This is a genomic window from Aquihabitans sp. G128, from assembly GCF_019048865.1.
Taxonomy (GTDB): Bacteria; Actinomycetota; Acidimicrobiia; order Acidimicrobiales; family Iamiaceae; genus Aquihabitans.
Window position 1 is genome coordinate 1161072 of the sequence record NZ_CP077604.1, and the last position, 22949, is coordinate 1184020.

Annotated in this window: 23 protein-coding genes and 1 pseudogene; 1 reads left to right on the plus strand and 23 read right to left on the minus strand. The window is 74.0% G+C overall.

Annotation, left to right across the window (positions count from 1 at the left end; all coding sequences use genetic code 11):
- Nucleotides 1-120 precede the first annotated feature (120 nt).
- From KSP35_RS05455 to KSP35_RS05475, 5 genes are all read right to left on the minus strand, one after another.
- A complete protein-coding gene (locus KSP35_RS05455; RefSeq protein ID WP_216999654.1) occupies nt 121-516 on the minus strand; it encodes a response regulator in 396 nt (131 codons plus the stop codon).
- Nucleotides 513-2630, minus strand: a complete 2118-nt coding sequence (locus KSP35_RS05460; protein WP_216999656.1) for an ATP-binding protein — start codon at nt 2628-2630, stop codon at nt 513-515. Before KSP35_RS05460 ends, KSP35_RS05455 begins: the two co-directional genes overlap by 4 nt.
- A 271-nt stretch (nt 2631-2901) precedes the next feature.
- Nucleotides 2902-3108, minus strand: a complete 207-nt coding sequence (locus tag KSP35_RS05465) for a hypothetical protein (RefSeq protein ID WP_216999658.1) — start codon at nt 3106-3108, stop codon at nt 2902-2904.
- A 784-nt stretch (nt 3109-3892) separates the two neighbouring features.
- Complete coding sequence (locus tag KSP35_RS05470) at nt 3893-4438, minus strand: proteasome activator (protein ID WP_216999660.1); 546 nt, start codon at nt 4436-4438, stop codon at nt 3893-3895.
- A complete protein-coding gene (locus tag KSP35_RS05475; RefSeq protein WP_254127003.1) occupies nt 4439-5536 on the minus strand; it encodes an alkaline phosphatase family protein in 1098 nt (365 codons plus the stop codon).
- Nucleotides 5537-5652: 116 nt separating this feature from the next.
- Here KSP35_RS05475 and KSP35_RS05480 point away from each other — a divergent pair, with 116 nt between their 5' ends.
- Entirely contained in the window at nt 5653-6096 is a 444-nt protein-coding gene (locus tag KSP35_RS05480; protein ID WP_216999664.1) for an Rrf2 family transcriptional regulator, read from the plus strand.
- Nucleotides 6097-6111: 15 nt separating this feature from the next.
- On the opposite strand, the gene KSP35_RS05485 is transcribed toward KSP35_RS05480, so the two are convergent.
- The 18 genes and pseudogenes from KSP35_RS05485 to KSP35_RS05565 all read right to left on the minus strand — a co-directional run bounded on the left by KSP35_RS05485 (nt 6112) and on the right by KSP35_RS05565 (nt 22949).
- Nucleotides 6112-7032 (minus strand): RluA family pseudouridine synthase, encoded by a 921-nt coding sequence (locus KSP35_RS05485; protein WP_216999666.1) that lies wholly within the window; start codon nt 7030-7032, stop codon nt 6112-6114.
- A gap of 10 nt (nt 7033-7042) precedes the next feature.
- Complete coding sequence (gene lspA / locus KSP35_RS05490) at nt 7043-7612, minus strand: signal peptidase II (protein ID WP_254127004.1); 570 nt, start codon at nt 7610-7612, stop codon at nt 7043-7045.
- Between the two features lie 11 nt (nt 7613-7623).
- Complete coding sequence (locus KSP35_RS05495; RefSeq protein ID WP_216999668.1) at nt 7624-8313, minus strand: TraR/DksA C4-type zinc finger protein; 690 nt, start codon at nt 8311-8313, stop codon at nt 7624-7626.
- Nucleotides 8314-8425: 112 nt separating this feature from the next.
- Nucleotides 8426-10018 (minus strand): hypothetical protein, encoded by a 1593-nt coding sequence (locus KSP35_RS05500; RefSeq protein WP_216999670.1) that lies wholly within the window; start codon nt 10016-10018, stop codon nt 8426-8428.
- 70 nt (nt 10019-10088) lie between these two features.
- Nucleotides 10089-10652, minus strand: a complete 564-nt coding sequence (locus tag KSP35_RS24030) for a hypothetical protein (RefSeq protein WP_254127005.1) — start codon at nt 10650-10652, stop codon at nt 10089-10091.
- A 499-nt stretch (nt 10653-11151) separates the two neighbouring features.
- Nucleotides 11152-11220: pseudogene (locus KSP35_RS25635) on the minus strand (hypothetical protein); the annotation flags it as partial.
- Between the two features lie 57 nt (nt 11221-11277).
- On the minus strand, nt 11278-11529 hold the full coding sequence (locus tag KSP35_RS05510) for a YggT family protein (protein WP_216999672.1): 252 nt from the start codon (nt 11527-11529) through the stop codon (nt 11278-11280).
- A 3-nt stretch (nt 11530-11532) separates the two neighbouring features.
- Nucleotides 11533-12138: a cell division protein SepF gene (locus KSP35_RS05515; RefSeq protein WP_216999674.1), complete on the minus strand. Its 606-nt coding sequence runs from the start codon at nt 12136-12138 to the stop codon at nt 11533-11535.
- A 56-nt stretch (nt 12139-12194) separates the two neighbouring features.
- A complete protein-coding gene (locus tag KSP35_RS05520) occupies nt 12195-12881 on the minus strand; it encodes a YggS family pyridoxal phosphate-dependent enzyme (protein ID WP_216999676.1) in 687 nt (228 codons plus the stop codon).
- Complete coding sequence (locus KSP35_RS05525) at nt 12878-13519, minus strand: polyphenol oxidase family protein (RefSeq protein ID WP_216999678.1); 642 nt, start codon at nt 13517-13519, stop codon at nt 12878-12880. The genes KSP35_RS05520 and KSP35_RS05525 overlap by 4 nt, the downstream gene beginning before the upstream one ends.
- A 22-nt stretch (nt 13520-13541) precedes the next feature.
- Entirely contained in the window at nt 13542-14678 is a 1137-nt protein-coding gene (gene ftsZ / locus KSP35_RS05530) for a cell division protein FtsZ (protein WP_216999680.1), read from the minus strand.
- 160 nt (nt 14679-14838) lie between these two features.
- Complete coding sequence (locus KSP35_RS05535) at nt 14839-15654, minus strand: cell division protein FtsQ/DivIB (RefSeq protein WP_216999681.1); 816 nt, start codon at nt 15652-15654, stop codon at nt 14839-14841.
- Entirely contained in the window at nt 15651-16595 is a 945-nt protein-coding gene (gene murB / locus KSP35_RS05540; RefSeq protein WP_216999683.1) for a UDP-N-acetylmuramate dehydrogenase, read from the minus strand. The genes KSP35_RS05535 and murB overlap by 4 nt, the downstream gene beginning before the upstream one ends.
- Entirely contained in the window at nt 16592-18022 is a 1431-nt protein-coding gene (murC, locus tag KSP35_RS05545) for a UDP-N-acetylmuramate--L-alanine ligase (RefSeq protein ID WP_216999685.1), read from the minus strand. The genes murB and murC overlap by 4 nt, the downstream gene beginning before the upstream one ends.
- The gene (locus KSP35_RS05550) at nt 18015-19121 is read right to left on the minus strand and encodes a glycosyltransferase (RefSeq protein WP_216999687.1); all 1107 of its coding nucleotides are present in this window, start codon (nt 19119-19121) and stop codon (nt 18015-18017) included. The genes murC and KSP35_RS05550 overlap by 8 nt, the downstream gene beginning before the upstream one ends.
- Nucleotides 19121-20338, minus strand: a complete 1218-nt coding sequence (gene ftsW, locus KSP35_RS05555) for a putative lipid II flippase FtsW (protein WP_216999689.1) — start codon at nt 20336-20338, stop codon at nt 19121-19123. Before ftsW ends, KSP35_RS05550 begins: the two co-directional genes overlap by 1 nt.
- Before the next feature lie 110 nt (nt 20339-20448).
- Nucleotides 20449-21507, minus strand: a complete 1059-nt coding sequence (gene mraY / locus KSP35_RS05560; protein WP_216999691.1) for a phospho-N-acetylmuramoyl-pentapeptide-transferase — start codon at nt 21505-21507, stop codon at nt 20449-20451.
- Entirely contained in the window at nt 21504-22949 is a 1446-nt protein-coding gene (locus tag KSP35_RS05565; protein ID WP_216999693.1) for a UDP-N-acetylmuramoyl-L-alanyl-D-glutamate--2,6-diaminopimelate ligase, read from the minus strand. Before KSP35_RS05565 ends, mraY begins: the two co-directional genes overlap by 4 nt.

A 22949-nucleotide genomic window follows, 5' to 3' on the forward strand; every position in this document is an offset into this window, starting at 1 on the left:
CGACAGGCGTTCCAACGGTTTCCACAGGTGCTCCACAGGGGTTGTCCCCGATCTGTGGATGAATCACAACGCTGTGTTTTCGACGGTACCACCCGTCTCCGCGGAAGGCGCCCCGAAGGGTCAGTGCGGCAGGACGGGTGCGCCGATCCAGCGCTCGAGGGCGACCTGGAGCTCCTGCGAGCGCAGCGGCTTGGTCAGGTAGTCGTTGAACCCGGCCGACAGGGCGATCTCCCGATCGCCGTCCATGGCCCGGGCGCTGAGGCCGATCACCGGCACGTGGGGCGTGCCGTGGGCCAGCTCGTTGGCGCGGATGTTCGCCGTCGCCTGGTAGCCGTCCATGTCCGGCATCATCACGTCCATCAGCACCGCGTCGAAGCGGGTGTGGAGGCAGGCGGCGACGGCGTCGCCGCCGCCGTCGACGATGTCGACCACGTAGCCGAGCTTCTTGAGGGTGCCGGCGGCGACGACCTGGTTGATCTTGTTGTCCTCGGCGACGAGGACCCGGTGCACGTTCATGGCTGGGCAACCTTCTGTTGGTGGCCCGATCCCGGTGGCACGGGAGCGGGGTTGGTGACGAGCGCGTCGACGATGCGGCGCAGGAGGTAGGAGTTGCGGACGGGCTTGATGAGCACCGACTCGATGCCGGCGTCGTGGGCGGCCTGGCGGGAGAGGTTGGCGGCGGAGGAGAGCAGCAGGATCGCCGCCCCGGCGGTCGGCCCCTGGCAGCGCAGCACCCGGGCCAGCTCCATGCCGTCCATGCCCTCCATGCGGTGCTCGATGATGGCCAGGGAGTAGACCTCTTCAGGCGTCCCGCTCCAGGCGAACTGGTGCAGGGCCTCCTCGGCGGTGGCGGCCTGGTCCACCACGAAGCCCCAGTTGTGGAGGCTGTGGGCCAGCACCGCCCGGTTCACGGCGTTGTCGTCCACCACGAGGGCCCGCAGGCCCACGAGGGCGGCCAGTCCCTTCTCGGTGGGCTGCATGGAGCCGCGGGGCAGCGGCAGCGTGATGCGGAACACGGTGCCCACGCCCTCCTCGCTGGCCAGCTCGATGGTGCCCTGCTGGAGCTCCACCAGGCCCGTCACGATGCCGAGGCCGAGGCCCGTGCCGCCGAACTTGCGGGTGGTCGACTCGTCCAGCTGCGAGAACGGCTCGAACAGCCGGGCCTGGGCGTCCTTCGGGATGCCGATCCCGGTGTCGATCACCAGGAACGCGACCGCATCGGGATCGTCGCCCTCGGCGGGCATGGCCTGGATGGTGACCGAGCCCTCGTGGGTGAACTTCACCGCGTTGTTGGCCAGGTTGAGCAGGATCTGGCGGAGCCGGACGGGATCGCCCCGGCGATGGGTCTCGAGGCCGGGCTCGCAGTAGGCGTAGAGCTCGATGCCCTTCCGGCGGGCCGAGTCGCCCACGATCATGGCGACGTCGTCCACCAGGTCGGCGAGGTCGAGGTCGATCTCCTCGAGCTCGACCTTGGCGGCCTCGATCTTCGAGAAGTCGAGCACGGCGTCGATGAGGCCGAGCAGCCCCTCGGCCGAGGTGGCCACCCCGACGGCCAGCTCGCGCTGGTCGGCATCGAGCTCGGTGTCGAGCAGCAGCCCGGTGAGGCCGATGACCGCGTTCATCGGCGTGCGGATCTCGTGGCTCACGTTGGCCAGGAACTGCGACTTCAGCGTCGAGGCCAGGATCGCCTCGTCCCGGGCCAGGGCCAGCTCGGCGCCGAGGGTGTTGTTCTCGGAGATGACCGTCAGGTGCAGCAGCACGCTCAGGGTGAGCACGCCGATGGTGATCCAGGTGAGCTCGGCCGCCACCGGCTGGCCGGTGACCTGGCGGATGGTCGTGCCCACCACGATCAGGACCGAGAGCCCCGGCGCCGAGAGCAGCAAGATGCGGGCCCGCTCCGGGATCGGCATGGGCTCGGCGCCGGTGATCGGCAACCAGGACCGGACCGCCGCGATGGCGATCGCCGCCAGGCCGGCGGTGGTGGCCAGGTCGACGGCGTGGTGCAGGGCTGCGTCCTGGGGCTGGAGGTTGCTGGCCGCGCTCGACAGCAGCGACAGCGCACCGGTGCCGCCCAGCAGCACCACGCTCCAGCGGCCGAGGCGGGGCAGGCGGATGATGGCGAAGACCACGATCGACAGCAGCAGGACGTCGGCCAGCGGGTGGGCCAGCAGCTGGGCCCGATCGAGGGCGTCGAACCCCCGGGCGGCCTCGAACGCCGGCGGCATGACCACGACCCAGCTGGCGAAGAGGATGCTGGCCGTGAGGGTCAGCCCCTCAGCGAGGTAGCGGACCTTGGCCACGGTGCGGCGGGGAAGCTCCAGGCGGAAGGCGATGCCCAGCGTGAAGCACAGCGTGGCGGCGAGCGACGCCACCACGCCGAACGACAGGGGGGCGGTACCCCCGTCTCGGTAGGCCTCCCACACCGGGCGGGTCGAGTGCCCGACGCACCACAGGGCGGCGCCCAGGCCGAGGGCGCCCCAGGAGAGCCGGAGGCGGGTGCCGCCGGCCCGCCACACCGCGCCTGCGCACAGGCCGGACGCCAGCGCCGCCGCCACCACGGGCGGGCCGCCCCGGAACGGGCCGCCCCCCAGGACCAGGGCCACCACGGCGACCACGCCGGCGGTGGCCATCGTGGGCCACGGGACGTGGGACCAGGCTCGACGGGCCGTGGGCGGTGCTGGGGACAGCGAGCCGAGCAGGCCGACGCCGACCGCCCGGTCTGCCTCCTCGCGCGTCCACAACTTGGCTGCCACAGAGCCTGTTTCGACCACCTCGCGCCGCTTCTGTACGCCCGAATCCAGCAATGAGCCGTTCGGCCCAGCCCGATCACCCGTTTGGTGCGACATCGGTCACACCGTTCACCCGTCCGGGCGGTGCCGATCGACGGCGGGCCGGAGCGCCTCAGCCGGCCGAGACGGTGGTCAGGACGGGCTTCGAGCCCTCGCCGATGGTCACGTAGGAGGCGCTGTCGGCAGCGAAGGAGATGGCTTCGCCCTGGGCCTCGGTCCCGGCCGGCGCCTTGCACCGTGTCGCGGTGTCGGCGAGGGCCTCGGCCAGGGGCTGGTCGCGGGCCACGGGGTAGAGCCAGGCACTGTCGTAGGTGCGCACGGCGATGGCCCCCCCGGTCGGGCGCCAGCGAGGCACCGGTGACGATGCCCTTGCCGTCGACGCCGGCGCCGAAGGTGCCGACCTGGACGGCCTCGGCCTCGCCGCCGCCCTCGGGGGGGATCGACCCGCAAGATGCGCGACGGGTGCTCCCACTTCGTCAGGAGGTAGATCGACCCGTCGGTGTCGGCCAGCACGGCCTCGATGTCGACCGGCCCGTCGGGGTGGGTCACGTCGATCGCCTCGGCCGTGACCTCGGTGGCCCCCTCGTCGGGCACCGGCACGCGGTAGACGCGCGTGGTCGAGCGCTTCTTCAGGTTGTCGCCCACGTCAGCGATCCAGAGGTGGGGGTCGCTCCCCCGCTCGATGGTGAGGTCCTCCCAGTCGACGGCCTCGGCGCCCCGCACCGCCACCGCCTGCACCGACCCGTCGGCGGAGATGCCGAAGATGCGGGCCGAATCGCCCGAGTCGTTGTGGACCCAGGTCCGCCCGTCGGTGGCGACCACGCCGGACACCTCATCGAGGTCGGGATCGGCGATCGGTGTGCCGGGCCTCGCCGTCAGGCTGCCGGCACACGCTGCGGCCACCAGGCCCGTGCTGGCGGCGGGCCGGGTCGTCGTGGTGGTGCGCGCCGCCGCGGTGGTGCTGCTCCGAACCGACGCCGAGCCCGTGCTCGGGGCACCGCCGTCGCTGGCGCTCCCGCTGCAGCCGGCGGCGAGCAGCAGGGCGACGAGCGCACCGACGCCGGCACCGGCCGGCACTGACCGACGCCGGGGGCGCCGGCGCGTCACAGGTAGGTGCCGGGACGGGCGTCGCCGTCGCCCGCGCTCGCCATGCCGGGCTGACCACCGCCGGGACCTCCCCCGCCGGGGCCGAGCTGGCGGCGCATGTCCTCGAGCTGGTTGCGCGCCGCCATCTGCTGGGCGAAGAGGGTGGCCTGGATGCCGTGGAACAGGCCCTCGAGCCAGCCCACCAGCTGGGCCTGGGCCACGCGCAGCTCCGCGTCGGACGGCTGGGCGCCGCCGAAGGGGATGGTGACCCGCTCGAGCTCCTCGCGCAGGTCCGGCGACAGCGCCGTGCCGAGCTCCTGGACCGACGTGTCGTAGATCTCCTTGAGGCGGGTGCGGGCCGGGCCGTCGAGCTCCGCGGTGCGCACCTCCTCGAGCAGCTGCTTGATCATGGAGCCGATCCGCATGACCTTGGCCGGCTCCTCGACCGCCTCGCGGCGCTCCTCCTCGGCCGGTTCGACCGTGGCGCCGTCGGCGCCCGGCTCCACCAGCTCGCCGCGGGCGACCTCGGCCTCAGGGGTGGTCGCGGGCTGGGCGTCGGACATTCAGGCTTCTCCTACGAGCAGGGGGACGTACATCTCCGCCGGGGTCAGGGACCCGTGGCGGCCGATCAGGTTGAACGGGCCGGTGTCGGCCACGTCGTTGTAGGACACGGGCTCGCGCGCCACGAGGGCGACGTCGCCGAGGCGCTCGCGGGCGGCGTCGGTGACGCGCTCGCCCCACCAGCCCTCCTCGACGGTCTCCTCGCGGAGGCGGACCCAGCCGGTGTCGCTGTGGTGCACCCTCGCCGCCTCGGCCAGCGCGATGGCGCGGCCGGGTCGGGCGTGGAGCCAGCGGAACCGGCCCTCGCCCGACTGGAAGGACACCTGGGCGGCGACGTCGGGGTGCAGCTCCACCAGGTTGTCGCCGACGTCGACCTGGCCGTGGTCTGCCGTGATGACGAGCGCCGCGCCACGGGGCAGCTCGGCCAGGATGTCGCCCACCAGGCGATCGACCGATCGGAGCTCTGCGTCGTAGTGGTCGGCCAGCCCGTACTCGTGGGCCACCTTGTCGATCCCGTCGTAGTACGCGTAGACGAACGGCTCGCCGGCCCTGAGCGCCCGACGCACCTCGACCACCAGGGTCGACGGCACGCGGTAGCCGTTGAAGCGCACCTCGGAGAGGTGGGCCCCGCTGAACCCGGAGCTGACGAACTCGGCCTTGGTGACGATGCAGGGGCGCTGCGAGCAGAAGGCGGCGTTGGGCTGGAACGCGTGGGGGTCGATCCGCTTGCGGGCATCGCCGTCGGGGGTGCTCCACCGCAGGATGTTGAGGACCTCGTGGTCGACGGCCACCCGGTAGCCCACCACCCCGTGCTCACCGGGCGTCAGCCCCGTGGCGATGGACGTGAGGGCCGTCGCGGTGGTGGACGGCGAGACGCTGGTGATGCGGCTGCCGGCCATGCCCGCCAGGGTGGGCGCCAGGTGCAGGCGCTCCTGGAGCTGGTCCCAGCCGAGGCCGTCGAGCACCAGCAGCACCACCTGGTCGGCCTCCAGGGCGGCATCGGGCAACCAGGACGGCGGCTCCACGGAGCCGTCGAGCAGCGCCGGCACGATGTTGGAGATGCACGCTCCCGCGTAGTCGGGGAGCACAGGCTTGTCCACGACGGTCCTTTCGACGGTCCGCCGACAAGCTACCGCCACCGTCGTGGCCCGCCGCGACCGCCCTGCGGCCACCATCGCCGGGGGGGACGCTCCGCCCTCCCCGTAGACTCGGCCCGGTGAAGGTGTCCACACGTGGTGACTATGCCTCCCGGGCACTGCTCTCGCTCGCGCTCCACGACGACGGCACGCCCACCTCCGTGCGCGACATCGCCGATCGCACCGCGCTCCCCCAGCCCTACCTGGAGCAGATCCTCCTGGCCCTCAAGGGCGCCGGGCTGGTGCGATCCAAGCGGGGCGTCGGCGGCGGCTACGTGCTGGCCCGGCCGGCCGAGGAGATCACCCTCGCCCAGATCGTGAGCGCGGTCGACGGGCCCATCGCGGTGGGCGACTTCGGCGAACCGCACCAGAACGGTGCCTGCGACCACGAGGGCCAGTGCGTCCTGCTGGCGGTCTGGGACAACGTCGGGGAGCACATGCGCCGGCTGCTCGAGGGCCGCACGCTGGCCGACATCGCCAACATCGCCCGGGGCGAAGCCGCCTGGCCCGAGCCCGTGGGCTGAGCCTGGCGGTCCCGGTCAGCTGACCTGGGCGAGCACCGCTTGCAGGTCCGGCGGCAACGGCGCCTCGAAGCTAAGGTGCTCGCCGGTGACCGGGTGCTCGAAGCCGAGCTGCTCGGCGTGCAGGAACGGCCGGGGGGACGGCAGCGACTGGCGCACGCCGTTGTAGCGGTCGTCGCCCACCACCGGGTGGCCGATGGCCGACAGGTGCACGCGGATCTGGTGGGTCCGGCCCGTCTCGAGCCGGCACGTCACCAGCGACGTGGGGGACGGCTCCTCGAAGCCCTGCTCCACCTCGTAGCGGGTGCGGGCCTCCTTGCCGTTGGCCGTGACCGCCATCTTGGTGGGGTGCTTGGGCGAGCGGCCGATGGGCGCGTCGACCACGCCACGGGGCGAGTCGGGGTGGCCCCACACCAGGGTGCGGTAGCGACGCTCCACGGTGCGGGCCGTCAGCTGGGCCACCAGGTCGGTGTAGGCCTCGGCGGAGCGAGCGACCATCAGCAGGCCCGACGTGCCGCGGTCGAGCCGGTGCACGATGCCGGGACGCTCGGGGTCGCCCACCGAAGCCAGCTCCGGGAAGCGGTCGAGCAGCGCGCTCACGACGGTGCCGTGGACGTGGCCGGCTCCGGGGTGCACCACGAGCTCGGCCGGCTTGTCGATCACGATGACGTGGTCGTCGACGTGGACGATCGGGAGGTCGATGTCGGGTTCGGCCTGCGGCAGGTCCGCCGGCACGGGCGCCGGGACCTCGATGGCCACCTGCTGGCCGGCGTGGAGCCGATCGGCCCCTCGCGAGGCGACCACGTCGTCGGCGCGCACCCCACCGGCCTTCACCAGGTCGGTGGCCTCGGTGCGGCTGATGCCCGTGAGCATCGCCACCACGCGGTCGATGCGCTGCCCGTCGAGCGCAGCCGGAACCTCTTCGTGCAGGACGTCCATCAGGGGGCGATCACGGTGCGGGTGCCCGGAGGCTGGCGAGCACCAGCAGTCCGGCACCGACCACGATGGCGGCGTCGGCGAGGTTGAAGACGGGCCACCACTGCAGGTCGACGAAGTCGATCACCGCACCGTGCAGGAAGCCGTCGTCGCCGCGGAAGGCCCGGTCGGCCAGGTTGCCGATGGCACCCCCGGCGATCAGGCCGGCCGCGACCGCGCCGAGGCGGAAGCGGCTGGTGTAGCCGAGCGAGAGGCCCACGACCACGACGATGGCCAGGACCGAGATCCAGGGCCCGAGGCCCTTGCCGCTGCCGAGGCTGAATGCGGTGCCGGTGTTGTACGCCAGGTTGAACCGCAGCGACCCGACCACGTCGACCACGCTGCCGTCGTCCAGCCGGTTCAGGGCCCAGTGCTTGGTGAGCTGGTCGAGCAGGACCACGACGACGCCCACGGCGCCGACGAGGCCGAACTGGCGGGGACCCGGTCCCCGGGTGCCGTCGGGCGCCTCGACCTCGGGCGCCGACGCGTCGTCGGGCTCCGGCGCGGTGGCGGGGTCGTCGTCGGTGGGCTCTCGTGCTTCCACGGCGGGATCGGTCACCGGCGGCCCAGGCCGCCCGTCTTGTACTGGACCTGCACCCGCGCCCACGGGATGGCCTCGAGGCGCTCGGCGGGGATCGGGTCCCCGGACGCCTCGCAGATGCCGTAGGTCCCGAGGGGGAACTTGGCGAGGGCGTGGTCGATCTCCTCGACAGCGGCGCGGGCCTGCGCCGACAGGGCGAGGTCCCGCTCCCGCTCGCTACTGAGGGTGTCGCCCTCGCCGCCGTCCTCGTCGAACTGGGCGTCACCGGACTCGAAGTCGGCCACGAGGGCGTCGGCCTCGGCCTGCAGGCTGTCGGCCTGGCGCACGTAGGTGGCCCGCTCGTCGCGCAGCGCCTGCTCCTGGGCCTCGAGCCACTTGGCCGGGAACGGCGACCGGGCCTTCGCCTGCGTGCCGGCGGGCGCTGCCGCCTTGGTCGCAGCGGCCTTCTTGGCGGGAGCCTTCTTGGCAGGTGCCTTCTTGGCAGGTGCCTTCTTGGCGGGCGCCGCCTTCTTCGCCGGAGCCTTCTTGGCGGCGGCCGCCTGCTTGGCCGGGGCCCGGGTGCCGGCCGCCTTGGCCGGGGCCTTCTTGGCGGGAGCAGCCTTCTTGGCGGGGGCCTTCGTGCTCGTTGCCTTGGCAGCCGCCTGCTTGGCCGGGGTGGTCCGCTTGGCTGCTGCCGGCTTGGCCGAACCGTTCGTCTTCGCCACAGGAGTCCTTTCCAGCCACGGGTTGCCGGATCATACGGCAACCCCAGGGAGCGGTCAGGGTACTCCAGGCCGGCGGGCCGTCCGTGGGGAGGGGCGTCCGGGCGGGCGGCGTTCAGTCCTGGATGGTCACCGAGGACCGACGGCGGCCGAGGAACGTCCGCACCCGCGCCACGCCGTCACCCTCCGCCGCTGCTCCCCCGTCGCCGTCGCGCTCGTCGCCGTCAGCGGCCGCTGCCTGCTCGGGCTCGGCGCCGTCGTGGCGCACGCCGCTCCAATCCCATGCCGACGGCTCGTCGGCGTCCCAGCCCTCGTCATCCGGGCCGGTGATGGCCACGGGAGCGACGTCCGGGCGGTCGACCTCCGACGTGTCGACCGACGGCGCGGCCGGATCGACGTCGGGCTCGGGCAGGGTCCAGTCGAAGAGGTCGGGGTCGCCCTCGAGGTCTTCGGCCGGGTGCGGCGCGTGGTGCGCGCTCGGCGCGGCCGGCTCGTCGAGGTCCCCGAGGTCCAGGTCGGGCACCTCGGCCACGAACAGGTCGTCCTCGTCGTCGGCGGCCCCGGGCGCCGGGGCCAGCGGTGCGTCGGCGTCTTCGGGCTCGTCCTCGAGCACGAGGTCCGCTCCGTGGACGGTCCCGGGCGCCTCTGCCGGCTCCTCGTGGGGTGCGGCGACGCCGGGCGCGACGTCGTCGTCGAGCGTGAGGGACGGTCCGTCGTCCACGTCCTCGCCCTCTTCACCATCCACGGCGTCCGCCTCGGGCAGGTGCCACTCATCGACCTCGACCGCCGCCGGGGCGGGGCCGTCGTCGGGCAGCTCGGCGAACAGCTCGTCGTCGCCCGCCTTCGACCCGCCCTCGTCGTCGAGGTCGAGCCCGTCGTCTGCGGACGGGCCGGGGTCGACCTCGGACCACGCCGCCCAACGTGCTTCCTCCTCGGCCAGCTCGGCGTCGTCGATGTCGAGCGACACCGCCTCGGCGGCCGCTGCCGGAGCGGCATCGGCTCCAGCGGGCCCGTCGGCATCGGCCGCCACGTCCCTGCTGCTGCGACGAGGTGCGGGCGGCGGGACCGGGCGGCCCTCGCGGTGGGCGGCGATGGCATCGAGCACCGCAGCACGGTGGCGGCCGCCGCGCTCGCGGGCCTCGACGACCGACAGCTCGTCGGGCTCCAGTTGGGCCAGCAGCGGCACGATCTGCGACACCCAGAGGGTGTCGTACTCGGCGATCGGGAAGACCGGCAGGCCATCGCCGGGACCGTCCGCAGCGTGCTCGACGCGAGCCGCCGGCGTGGAAGCGGCGACCCGAGCGGCGCGCGAGGCCTGCCGCTCGACCGCCGGCTCCTCGGCGACCGTCGACCCCTCGGTGACCACCGGCTCGGCGGTGTCGGGCTCCTCGACCGCAGCAGCCTCGACCGGCTCGGTGGACGAGGCGGCCGCTGCCGGCTCGACCTCCTCGGGCCGCTGGTCCCAGGCGTCCTCCGCGTCGGCCGCCGGCGCGGCACCGGAGGCGAGCTCACGGAGGGGCTCGGGCTCGTCTCGGCCGGCCTCCTCGGGCGTGCTGCCGATCCACCGTGCCGCCCACAGGAGCAGCATGGAGACGACGGCGAGCGCCATGGCCGCGTAGATCAGGGCGAAGCCGCCACCGACCACGAACCAGGTGACGATCAGGATTGCTGCGACGACGACCGCAAGGGCGCTGAGGAGTATGACCACAGCCCGTTGGTTCGCCGTGCGGTGGCGCCGCTCCTGCCCTGCGGGGCCCGGAGGTGGGCGCCGGCCGAGATCAGCGGCGCTTGCCGAAGCGCCAGCCGCGCTTGTCGTCGTCCTCGAACATGGCGGCGCCATCGGTGGGGAACTGCTCGCGCGGGCCCAGGGGCTCGTCGTCGGCCATGGCCTTGCGCAGCTCCGCCAGGAAGGCGTCTTCCTCGCCACCACCGGACGCACCGCCGGCCGGCGCCTGCGCGGCGGCCGAGGGGGCGGGAGGCGGCGGATCGATGCCGAGCTCCACGGCCGACACCGGCGCGGTGGGCGGACCGGCGTCCGGGAGGTCGTTGGTGCCGGGGGCGGCGTGGTCGACCTCGGCGAACTGCAGGTCCGGTGCCGACGGCGCCTCGTCGATGACGACGGCGGCCTGCTCGGGTGCGGGGACGCGCTCGGGCTCGGGCTCCGGCTCGACGGCCGGGGCCGGCTCGGGCTCCGGGGCGGCCTCGAAGGCCGGGACCTCGGGGTCGAGCAGCACGGGGGTCGGGGCGAGGCGGAAGCCGGCCGGGTCGTCGAGGAGCCGCTGGAGCTCCCCGATGGTGCTGCCGAGCTGGCTGCGCTGCTCCTCGACGTGGCGCTCGAGCACGGTGACGTCGGTGCGGAGGGCCTCGCGCGCTCTCCAGCTCGCCGATCTCGGCGGCGAGGCGATCGTGGGCCGCCCGGCGCTCGTCCTCGATCTGGCTGACCAGCCCGGCGTGGGCGTTGGCGGCGGCAGCTTCGGCCTCGGCGTTGAGCTTGGCGGCGCGCTCCTGGGCGTCGCTCAGCAGCTTGGCGGCGTCCTCGCGCGCCTCGCGCACGGCGGCGTCGGCGGTGCGCTGGGCCAGGACCAGGGTGCGGCGCACCTCCTCCGCGGTCTCGTCCTCCGACGGCCCGCTGGGGGCGTCGTGGGCGACCGGGGCCGGAGCGGGGGCCGGGAGGTCGGCCAGCCGGGCCTGGACCCGTCGCTCGACCTCGGCCTCGAGCTCGGCGGCGCTGGGGCCCGAAGCGGACGGCGCCGCCTTCGACTGGTCGAGCGCCTGGGTCAGCCGAGCTTCGACCTTGGTGGCCATGGCCACGGCCTTGTCGAGGAAGTCATCGACCTGCCCCCGGTCGTAGCCCTTGCGCGTCTCGGTGAACTCGGCCTGCTCGAGCAGGCGCTTCAGGGTCAACTCCATGGGCGGGAGCCTACCCCCCTGGCTCGGCGTGGTCCGGAGCGGGACCCCGCCCCGCGGTCAGAGCAGGCCGCGGATCACGAACAACACCAGCAACACGAGCGTCACGGAGATGTCGATCTGGGGACCGCCGGGAGACCCGAGGGGTGGGATGACCCGACGGACCGGGTCGAGCACGGGGTCGGTGACCCGGCGCAGGAGGGTGAAGAGCTGGTCCCCCGGGCTGCCTGGCGCCAGCCGGAACCACGAGAGGACGATGACCCCGACGATGACCAGGATGTAGAGCAGCAGCAGCGCCCTGACGACGGCCACGACTCAGGTGTCGTAGCCGCGCTCGTGGAGGCGCCGACGCTCTTCCTGGGACACCTCGACGTTGGTCGGGGTCAGCAGGTACACCTGGTTGTCCAACCGCTCCATCTGCCCGCCGAGGCCGTAGCAGAGTCCGCTGGCGAAGTCGATGAGCCGACGGGAGAGCTCGCGATCGGCGGACTGGAGGTTCATCACGACCGGCTGGGTGTTCTTGAACTTGTCGGCCACCTCCTGCGCCTGGTTGAACGACGCCGGCACCACGAGGTGCGGCTTGGCGTTCGGCGTGACCGCGATGGGCCGCACCACCTGGGGCCGGGGGCGGGTGGACATGGAGGAGGGGGTGACGGTCTGGCCGGTCACGGGGGCGGACTCCCGAAGGTCGTTGGTGCGGGCGATGGGGCGGACGGCCCCGATGGCCGAGGGCTCGTCGGGATAGGCCGACACCGGGGTGACGGTGGAGACGTTGGACTGCGGTTGCGGCTGGCGCTGGGGCTGCTGCGGCTGGCGGTCCCGGGCGGTGCTGCGGTCCGGCTCGTCGTCGTAGCCCGCGTGGTAGTCGTCGTACTCCGCGTCGTCACCGAGCCCGAGATAGACCATTGCCTTGCGCCACATCGGCCGAAGCCTACCGGCTCGACCCTCGGCGACGGGGACGGGGCTCGACCGGTGCCCTACGTGGGCTCTCGCGGTGGTCGAGGCCCGAAGAGGGCGCTGCCCACCCGGATCATGGTGGCGCCCTCGGCCACCGCCGCCTCGAGGTCGCCGGACATGCCCATCGACCTCACCGGGAGGTCGAGCCGGTCGGCGAGCGAACGCAGCTCGGCGAACCCGGCGCGGGCGGCCTCGGCCGGCCCGGTCCGGCCCACCGTCATGAGCCCCTGCACGTCGAGCCCGAGGTCCCCGAGGCGGGCGACCAGCTCGGGCGCCTCGCCGGGCGCGCACCCGCCCTTCTGCGGCTCGTCGGACACGTTCACCTGCACGAGCACCGCTGCGCCCGGGGCCCGCTTGGCGATCTCGGCGCCGAGGTCGAGCCGATCGACCGACTGCCACAGGGCCACGACCCCGGCCAGCGAGCGGACCTTGTTGCGCTGGAGGCGGCCGATGGCGTGCCAGCGAACCGCCTCGAAGCCTGCCTCGGCCACCACCGGGGCCTTCGCCGCCAGCTCCTGGGCGTAGTTCTCGCCCAGGTCGACGAGGCCCGCCGCGGCGGCGGCGACCGCGAGGTCGGGGCCGAAGCCCTTGGTGACCGCCAGCAGCCGCACCCCGCCGGGGTCCCCGCCGGCGTCGGCCACGCGCGCCCAGAGCTGTTCGACGCGAGCTCGGATCGACGCGGCGTCGGTGGGCCAGGGCGCGGTCACGGCTCGAGCCAGGCCACGAGCGCTTGGCGGGAAGCGTCGGCCCGAGCGCGGTACGACCAGTGGTCCGGGCTGCAGGCCGTGCAGATGCCGCAGTCGGTGAACGTCAGGCCCAGGCGCTCGCAGGCCGTGCGCACCCCGGCCGAGACGTCGAGGGCCGGGGTGCCCCAGCCGGTGCGGGCGTGGACCGTGGGGCCGTAGCGCTCGGCGACGCGGGCCAGGTCCGCACGCCCGAACTCGTAGCAACGGGCGCGGATGCACGGTCCGAGGACCGCGGCGTACGGAGGCGCGCCCGCTGTGACGAGGGCGTCGGCCGCCGCCTCGATGACCCCCTCGACCAGCCCTCGCCAGCCGGCGTGCACCACGCCGACCCCGCCGTCGGCCACCAGCAGGATCGGCGCGCAGTCGGCGGTCTGCACCGCGATCGGCGCGCCGGGCGCGACGGTGACGGCGGCATCGGCCTCGGCGCCGGCGTGCTCGCCAGGGTGGCGCACGGTGACGACGCCGGCGCCGTGGACCTGGCGCAGCCAGGTCCACGGGGCGTCGATGATGGCGGCCCGCCGGGCGGCGAGGTCGGCGGGCTCGACCCGGAGGGCGAGGTCCCCGTGGCCCCGATCGGTGGCCAGGTAGGCGACGGTCACGCAGGGCCCGCGGCGGGTCGGGCTACTTCAGGAACGACGGGACGTCGAACTCGTCGTCGCCGTCGGCGGGGCCGTCGTCGTCGCCGTCGGGGCCGAACAGGTCGGCCGACCGCGACGGACGCTCCGGGCGGGCCGAACGGGGCTCGGGGTCGCCGGGCGCAGCGGGGGCGGCGGCGGCGGGGCGGCGGCCCTCGCGGCCGGTCTTCTCGTCCCACCGGTCGAAGCCGGCGGCGATGACGGTGACCCGCACCTCGTCGCCCATCTCGTCGTCGATCACGGTGCCGAAGATGATGTTGGCGTCCGGGTGGGCGACGCCGTGGATGACCTCGGCGGCCTCGTTGACCTCGAACAGGCCGAGGTCGCTGCCGCCGGCGATGGAGAGCAGGATGCCGCGAGCGCCCTCGATGGAGGCCTCGAGCAGCGGGCTGGAGATGGCGGCCCGGGCGGCGCTGAGCGCCCGACCCTCGCCCGTGGCGTGGCCGATGCCCATGAGCGCCGAGCCGGCGTTGCTCATGATCATCTTCACGTCGGCGAAGTCGGTGTTGATCACGCCGGGGGTGGTGATGAGGTCGGTGATGCCCTGCACGCCCTGGAGGAGGACCTCGTCGGCCATCTTGAAGGCGTTGATCATCGAGGTCTTCTCGTTCGACACGGTGAGCAGCCGGTCGTTCGGGATGACGATCTGGGTGTCGACCTTCTCCTTGAGCTTCTGGATGCCGGCCTCGGCCTGCACCGAGCGCCGCCGCCCCTCGAAGGCGAACGGGCGGGTGACCACGCCGATGGTGAGGGCGCCGATGGCCTTGGCCATCTCGGCGATCACCGGGGCCGCACCGGTGCCGGTGCCGCCGCCCTTGCCGGCGGTGATGAACACCATGTCGGCCCCCTGGAGGACCTCCTCGATCTCCTCGCGGTGCGCCTCGGCGGCCGCTCGGCCGACCTCGGGGTCGCTGCCGGCGCCGAGGCCACGGGTGAGCTCTCGCCCGATGTCGAGCTTGATGTCGGCGTCGCTCATGAGCAGCGCCTGGGCATCGGTGTTGACGGCGATGAACTCGACGCCCTTGAGCCCGGCGTCGATCATGCGGTTGACGGCGTTGACGCCGCCGCCGCCGACGCCGACGACCTTGATCACCGCCAGGTAGTTCTGCGGGTTTCCGGCCATGGGGGTTACCTCCGAGAGGACAAGGGTTGGCCGAGGCGAGCGGATGCCCGGTCGGCGGACTGGCAGAGCGTGGTGGACGCAGCAGGGCGTGGGCCCAGGGCCTCGACGACACCCTTGACCTGAGGTCGAGGGTTGTGTGAACCTCGACGGGATCGTGACATTATGCCTCAGGCCCCTTCTTGCGGGTCAAGGCTGCGGCGCCGGGGACCGTCACGTCGATGGTGGCGAGGGTGCGCCGGTCCGCTTGCTGGAGCAACCCGAGCACGGCTTCGGACTTCGCCCGCAGCCGCGTGGCGCCCCCCAGGTCAACCCGGATCCCGTCGTCGAGGAGCAGGCCGTAGCCGCCCTCCACCAGCAGGCCGCGGTCGACCTGCGAGCGCAGCGGGACGGGGAGGTCGGCCAGCAGCGCCACCAGCGGGCGGCGGGCCGCCGGCAGGAACGAGCCGGGCCCCTCGATGGGGTCGGGCCCGGCCGTGGGGAGGCCGAGGGAGCCGCCGGTGGCCGAGCCGAGGATGCGGCCGTCGCGGTCGACGAGCACGGCGCCCGGGCCGTCGCCCGCCACCGCGACGGCGACGCGCTCGGTGACGTCGATGGCGACGGTGCCGGGCCAGTGGCGGACGACGGTGGCGTCGGCCACCCACGGCAGCTCCTCGATGCGCCGCGTGGCCGCACCGAGGTCGACCGAGGTCATCGCCCGGCCGGTGGGGATCCCGGCGCGGGTCCGCACGGTGTCGGCGCCGCTGTGGGTGGCGCCCGCCACGCGCACGTGGTCGACGTCGAGGGCGGTCGACCGGGTGAGGCCGACCGCAGCGAGCACCAGCACGGTGACGACGGCCAGCGCGAGGAGGCGGCGGAGGCGACGGCGGCCCCGGTCGCGTGCCACCTCGGCGCGCCGGGCGGCGAGGCGGGGGTCGATGAGCGGGCTGGCCTCCGGCGCGCTCGGCGGGCCGCCGCGGGTGAGCAGGCCCGAGCTCACGCAGGATCCGCCATGGGGCCGAACCCGACGAGGCGGGTCTCGGGGTGGAGCACGGTGCCGGAGCTCAGGTGCACGCGGCGGCGGACCTCGACCATGAGGTCCCACACGTCCTGGGCTCGACCGCCGGGGTCGGCCTGGATGAAGTTGGCGTGCTTGGTGGACACCTCGGCGGTGCCCACCCGCAGGCCCTTGGCGCCCGCGGCGTCGATGAGCCGCCCGGCGGAGTCGCCCGGCGGGTTGGTGAAGACCGAGCCGGCGTTCTGGCCGCCGGGCTGGTTGGCCCGCCGCCAGCGCACGATCTCGGAGATCTCCGCCTCGGCCGCCTCGACGTCGCCGGGCGCCAGCTCGAGCTCGGCCCACGCGACCACCTGGTGGGCCGCCACCGCGGACGAGCGGTACTGGAGCTCGAGCGCGGCGGTGGGCACCGCACCATCCTTGTTGGCTGCGAGGTCCACGACGCGGACCCTCACCAGCGAGGCGGCCACGTCGGAGCCGTGGCCGCCGGCGTTCATCCGCACCGCGCCGCCGACGGAGCCGGGCACGCCGACCGCCCACTCGAAGCCCGTGAGCCCGGCCGCCGCGGTGCGCCGCGCCACCACCGGCAGGAGGGCGGCGCCGCCGGCGCGCACCGTGGTCCCCTCGATGGCGACCTCGGCGAAGGTGCCGGCGAGCTGGACGGCCAGCCCGTCGAAGCCGGTGTCGGCCACGAGCAGGTTCGAGCCCTTCCCCACCACCAGCACGGGCAGGGCTCGGCGCCGGGCGACCTCGGCGGCGCGCTGGAGCTCGTCGTCGCTGCCGACCGTCGCGAGCCAGCGGGCCGCGCCGCCCACCCGGTAGGTGGTGAGCGGCGCCAGCGGTGCGTGCGGCACCACCAGGTCGCCCAGCTCGGCCGCGACGACGTCGTCCGGATCGAGCGGGACCGGCCCGCCGGTCGAGCTCACGCCGGGGCGGCGGCGGCGAGGGCCGCCACCAACCGGGGACCGAGGGTGGAGACGTCGCCGGCGCCGACGGTGAGGCACAGGTCCCCGGGGCGCAGCACCTGGGAGGCCCAAGCCGCCGCGTCGTCGAGCGTGGGCACCCAGGCGACCTCGGCCCACGGCCGTCGGTCGAGCACGGCGTCGACCAGGGTGCGGCCGCTCACACCGGGCAGCGGCGCCTCGCCGGCGCCGTAGACGTCGGTGACCGCGACGACGTCGCCGAGGGCCAGGGCGGCCCCGAAGTCCTCGCCCTGGTCCCGGGTGCGGGTGTAGCGGTGCGGCTGGAAGACGACCACCACCCGGCCCCAGCCCGCCTCGGCGGCCGACGCCACGAGGGCGCGGACCTTGCCCGGGTTGTGGGCGTAGTCGTCGACCACCGTCACGCCGCCGGCCTCGCCCACCACCTGGAAGCGGCGCGCCACGCCGGCGTAGGCCGAGAGGGCGGCGACGCCGTCGGCCACCGGCACGCCGAGCGTGGCGGCGGTGGCGATGGCCACCGCCGCGTTGCGGGCGTGGTGGCGGCCGGGGGTGCCGATGGCGACCGGCCCCACCTCGACCCCGTCGACCGTCAGCCCGAAGGTGGTGGTGAGGTGGTCGATGGCGACGTCGTGGATCCGGTAGCGGGCCTCGGCGGACTCCCCCACCGTCACCGAGCCGTGGGCGGTGGCCAGGCGGAGGGCCCGCTCGTCGACGCCGACGGCCACCCGCGGGTCGTCGATGCAGACGATCCCGGTGGCCGCCTCGGCCAGGAAGCGGTCGAACCCGGCTTCGATGTGGTCGATGGTGCCCCAGTGGTCGAGGTGGTCCTCGTCGACGTTGGTGACCACGGCGGTGGCGGCGCCGAGCTCGAGGAACGAGCCGTCGCTCTCGTCGGCCTCCACCACGAACGACCCGGTCGCCCCACCCCAGCGGGCGGCGTCGCCCAGCCCGACCGGCACCGCGCCCACGAGGAACGACGGGTCGGCACCGACGCCGTCGAGCAGCGTGGCGAGCATGGCGGTGGTGGACGTCTTGCCGTGCGTGCCGGAGACGGCCACGGTGGGTCGGGCCGAGCAGATGGCGGCGAGGATGGCGGCCCGATCGACGAGCTGCTGGCCGGCCGCCGTCGCCGCGGCGAGCACCTCGGCAGTGGGTTGGAACGCCGTCGAGTGGGCCACCACCTGGGCGTAGTGGGCCGCCGCGACGGCGAAGAGGTCTCCGGGCTCGACCACCTCGGGACGGACGCCGGCGGCCTCGAGCTTGGGCCAGGCGCCGGTGCGGTTCGTGTCGGAGCCGGTCACCTGGTGGCCCATGGCCGCCAGGATGATGCCGATGGCGCTGATGCCGGCACCACCGATGCCGACGAGGTGGATGGCCCGCGGCGTGGACAGGTCGACGACGGGCTCAGCCACGGGCTGCGGCCTCGACCACCGCGGCGGCTCGCTCGGCGGCGTCGACCAGCGCCGCCTCCCGCAGGGCCCGCGACATGGCGGCGAGGCGCTCGGGATCGCCGAGCAGCGCGTCGAGCTCGGCTTCCAGCCGGTCGGTGTCCAGCTCGGCGTCGAGCACCACCACCGCGCCGCCGAGGGCTTCGACCCCCTGGGCGTTGGCGAGCTGGTGGTCCCGGGTGGCGATGGGCAGCGGGACGAGCACCGACGGCAGGCCGGCGGCCATCAGCTCGAACACCGAGCCTCCGGCCCGGGTGACGGCCAGGTCGGCGGCGTCCAGCAGGAGGTCCATGCGGTCCTCGTAGGCCACCGCTTGGTACACGAGCCCGCCCTCGGGCGGGACCGGCGCCTCGAACGAGGCGAAGTCGCGCTTGCCGATGACGTGGCGGATGGCGAGGTCGGAGCGGTGGGCCCAGCGCGCGGCCAGGCCCTGCACCGCGACGTTGATCTTGCGGGATCCGAGGGACCCGGCGAACACCGCCAGGACCGTGCGGTCGGCGGGCAGGCCCAGCGAGGCGCGGGCCCCGGCGGGATCGGGGTGCTCGGCCATGGCTCGGATCTCGGGCCGCAGCGGGTTGCCGGTCACCGTGGCGCGGGGCAGGTCGGTGCCCTCGAACGAGACGGCCGAGGCGGTGGCGAAGCGGCGCAGGACCCGGTTGACCGCTCCCGCCTTCTTGTTCTGCTCGAGCAGCACGAGCGGGACCCGGCTGAGCACGGCGCCGACCCCGCAGGCGAAGGAGGCGTAGCCGCCCAGGACCACCACGACCTCCGGGCGGTGCCGGCGCACGAGGCGCACGCCACGCACGAGGGCCTTCACGAGGTCGAGGGCGGCGGCGGCGTTGGCGGGGGTGAGCCGACGCTGGATCCCACGCCCGGGCAGCACGTCGACCGTGAAGCCGGCGGCCGGGACGATCTCGGCCTCCGGGCCGCGCTCGGCCCCCACGAAGTGGATGGTGGCCGGATCGTGGCCGGCCGCCACGAGGGCGCGGGCCACGGAGATGCCGGGCAGGAGGTGGCCGGCGGTGCCGCCGCCGGCGACCAGCAGCCAGGTGCGCTCCGCCATCAGCCGGCGATCCGAGCGAGCTCGCGGTCGCCGGCATCGGCGGGGTGGCGAGCGATGTTCAGGAGCATCCCGACCGCGGCGAGGTTCACGACGAGCGCCGAGCCGCCCGAGGAGATGAACGGGAGCGGCACGCCGGTGATGGGCATGGCACCGATGACGGCGCCGATGTTCATGATCGCCTGCACGATGATCCAGGTGGTGATGCCGACCGCCACCAGCATCGAGAACCGGTCCTTGGCCCGCGCTGCGGCCAGGGCGCCGACGGCGGCCACGGCGACGAAGAGGACCACGACGGTGAGCGCCCCGACCAGGCCGAACTCCTCGCCGATGACCGCGAAGATGAAGTCGGTCCAGGCGTACGGCAGGTAGCCCCACTTGACCGTGGAGCGGCCGAGGCCGCGGCCGAAGATGCCGCCGTTGGCCATGGCCACCATGGACTGGACGCCCTGCTGGCCGATGCCGGTGGGCGCCTTCATGGGGTCGAGGAAGCTGAGGAAGCGCTTGCGGCGGAAGGTGGTGCCGGCCACGAACAGCGTGGCGGCGGCGGCGCCGATGCCGGTGGCGAGGGACAGCGGACCGAGGCGCACGCCGGAGACGAGCAGCATCACCAGCACGATCGCCGCCACGATGATCGTGGTGCCCAGGTTGGGCTCGGCCATGATCAGCGCCGCCACGACCGCGAGGTAGGCGATCACCGGCGCCAGCGTCCAGCGCCAGTCGTCGATGTGGTCGGTGCGCCGGGCCAGGAGGTCGGCCACGAAGAGCAGCAGGGCGAACTTGGCGAACTCCGACGGCTGGATGACCACCGGTCCGGCACCGAGCCAGCGGGTGGCGCCGTTCACGGTGATGCCGATGCCGGGGACCAGCACGAGGAACAGCAGCCCGATGGCGATCAGCAGCCAGGCCCGGGCGAAGCGGCGCCAGAAGTCGATGGAGATCAGCAGCGTCGCCGCGAGGGCGACGAGGCCGACCACGGTGAACGTGGCCTGGTCCTTCACGTACATCCACGGCGCGCCGGTCTTCTTGACCGACACCACCGACGACGCCGACATCACCATGACCAGGCCGATCATGTTGAGCACGGTCACCAGCGAGGCCAGCACCCAGAAGGTGCCGGTGGCCACGCCGGGCACGACCATGCGACGCCGCGCGAAGAGGCCGGAGCGGCCCTCGGCGTGGCGGTCGCGCAGGCTGGGGTGCACGAGGGTGGAGGTCATCGGGACCCCCCGTGGCGACCGGCAGCGAGCATCGGACCAGCGTGGCCGATGGCGCCACGCCGATCGCGGACGCCGGGAGATCCCTGCACGGGCAACGCCTCAAGCACCGGTCACGACCCCGCAGACCCCGGAAGGGTGGTGAAGTCGGCGTAGAAGAGGCCGAGCGCCAGGGCGGTGGCGAGGCCGGCGATGATCCAGAAGCGCACGATCACCGTGGTCTCCGGCCAGCCGTTGAGCTCGTAGTGGTGGTGGATGGGCGCCATGCGGAAGACGCGGCGCCCGAACGTGCGGAACGAGAACACCTGGATGATCACCGACAGCGTCTCGACCACGAACAGCGCCCCGATGATGGGCAGCAGCAGGTTGGTGCTCAGGGTGAGGGCCAGTCCGGCGAGCGCGGCACCGATGGCCAGCGAGCCGGTGTCGCCCATGAAGATCTTGGCCGGGTGCGCGTTCCACCACAGGAAGCCGGTGCAGCCGCCCAACATGGCCGCCGCCACCACCGCCAGGTCGAGGGCGTGCTCGATGTCGTAGGTGCCGGGGTTCCGGAACGCCCAGAAGCCGATGATGGTGAAGGCGGCGAAGGCGAACAGCGACGACCCGGCGGCCAGGCCGTCGAGCCCGTCGGTGAGGTTCACCGCGTTGGTCATGGCCATGATCAGCAGCACCGACCACACCACGAAGCCCACCCGGCCGAAGTCGATGTCGAGCAGCGACGAGTTGGCGAAGGAGTCGTACCGCGTGAACGAGAGCGTCGTGTGCACGCCCGTGAAGGCCACGCAGGCCCACCCGAACGCCACCGCCACCGCCAGCAGGCCCAGCACCTTCATCCGCTTGTTGAGCCCGAGGTTGCGGGCGCGGGTGATCTTGATCCAGTCGTCGAGGAAGCCCACGAGGCCGGCGCCCACCACCAGCAGCAGCACGAAGATGCCCGAGCGGGTGTAGAAGACCCGGCTGCGCAGGTGGGCCACCGTGTAGCCCACGACGGCGCCCACCACGATGGCGATGCCGCCCATGGTGGGCGTGCCGGCCTTGGTCTGGTGGCCCTGGGGGCCCTCCTCGCGGATGGGCTGGCCGATGCGGTGCGCCCGCAGCCAGTCGATCAGGAAGCGGGTGAAGACGAGCGACACGGCCAGGCTGAGGCCGCCGGAGACGAGCAGCGCGATCATCGGCCATCCCCCGCCGAGGCGGCGACCAGCGCTTCGCGCAGGACCTCGCGGTCGTCGAAGGGCGTCACGATCGAGCCGATGGTCTGGGTGGTCTCGTGGCCCTTGCCGGCCACTAGCACCACGTCGCCCGCCTCCGCCGAGGCGACCGCCATGCGGATGGCCTGGCGCCGATCGGGCTCGATGCGGAGGTCTCGGGGGTCGTCCATGCCGTCGTGCACCTGGGAGATGATCGCAGCCGGATCCTCCCCGCGGGGGTTGTCGGTGGTGACAACCACCACATCGGCCAGCCGGGCCGCCACCTCGCCCATCATCGGGCGCTTGGCGTGGTCCCGCTCGCCGCCGGCCCCGAACACCAGGACCACCCGGCCGTCGCCCGCGAGCTCGCGAGCCGTGAGCAGGAGCTGCTCGAGGCCGTCGGGCGTGTGGGCGTAGTCGACCACGGCGAGGTAGGGCTGGCCGACGTCGACCCGCTCGAACCGGCCGGCCACCGTGCCGGCGGTGGCCAGGCCTCGCGCCACGTCGGCGGGCGTGACGCCGAGCGCCGCGGCGGCGGTGGCGGCGGCCAGGGCGTTGGAGACGTTGAAGCGGCCGGCGAGGTCGAGGTGCACGGCGGCGCCCCGCCAGGTGAACGTGGAGCCGTCGGGCCCGAGGACGAGGTCCTCGGCGTCGTCGAGCGAGTAGCCGACGCTCGGCACCTCTGCGGCGTCGCGGAGCAGCCGGCCGTGCGGGTCGTCGAGGTTGAGCACGGCCAGCTCGCAGCGGTCCGGCTCGAACAGGCGGGCCTTGGCCTGGAAGTAGGACGCCATGTCGCCGTGGTGGTCGAGGTGGTCCCGGCTCAGGTTGGTGAACACCGCCACCCGGAAGTGGGTGCCGTCGACCCGGTGCAGGTCCAGGGCGTGCGAGGACACCTCCATGGCCACCGCCGCCTTGCCCTCGTCGGCCATCTGCGCCAGTCGGTCCTGCAGCTCCGGGGCCTCCGGGGTGGTGCGGGCACCGGTGAGGGTGCCGATCAGCCCACAGGGCCGCCCCGCGGCCTCGAGGATGGCGGCGAGCAGGTGGGTGGTGGTGGTCTTGCCGTTGGTGCCCGTCACGCCGACCACGGCGAGGCGGTCCGACGGGCGGCCGGCCAGCTCGGCGGCCAGCGGGCCCATGGCCGCCCGGGCCGATCCGGTGCGCAGCTCCGGGACGCCGAGGCCCAGCGGCCGCTCGACGAGCAGGGCGGCGGCGCCCGCAGCGACCGCATCGGGGGCGTGGTCGTGGCCGTCGTGGACGGCACCCACCACGCAGCAGAAGAGCGAGCCGGCGGTCACGGCGCGCGAGTCGTGGGTGGCCCGGCTGAGCTCGACGTCGGCCTCGGCGGGCGCGTCGGGCGGGAGGACGAGGGAGAGGTCGCGGAGGCCGGGGCGGTCGACGACCGCGGCCACCAGTTCGGAGATGCGCAC

Bases quoted from the DNA above. Each gene is read 5' to 3' on its own strand.
- KSP35_RS05455 (WP_216999654.1), bottom strand. From the start codon at position 516: ATGAACGTGCACCGGGTCCTCGTCGCCGAGGACAACAAGATCAACCAG.
- KSP35_RS05460 (WP_216999656.1), bottom strand. From the start codon at position 2,630: ATGGCCACCGCCGGCGTGGTCGCCGTGGTGGCCCTGGTCCTGGGGGGC.
- KSP35_RS05470 (WP_216999660.1), bottom strand. From the start codon at position 4,438: ATGTCCGACGCCCAGCCCGCGACCACCCCTGAGGCCGAGGTCGCCCGC.
- KSP35_RS05485 (WP_216999666.1), bottom strand. From the start codon at position 7,032: ATGGACGTCCTGCACGAAGAGGTTCCGGCTGCGCTCGACGGGCAGCGC.
- KSP35_RS05515 (WP_216999674.1), bottom strand. From the start codon at position 12,138: ATGTGGCGCAAGGCAATGGTCTATCTCGGGCTCGGTGACGACGCGGAG.
- ftsZ (WP_216999680.1), bottom strand. From the start codon at position 14,678: ATGGCCGGAAACCCGCAGAACTACCTGGCGGTGATCAAGGTCGTCGGC.
- KSP35_RS05550 (WP_216999687.1), bottom strand. From the start codon at position 19,121: ATGGCGGAGCGCACCTGGCTGCTGGTCGCCGGCGGCGGCACCGCCGGC.
- ftsW (WP_216999689.1), bottom strand. From the start codon at position 20,338: ATGACCTCCACCCTCGTGCACCCCAGCCTGCGCGACCGCCACGCCGAG.
- mraY (WP_216999691.1), bottom strand. From the start codon at position 21,507: ATGATCGCGCTGCTCGTCTCCGGCGGCCTCAGCCTGGCCGTGTCGCTC.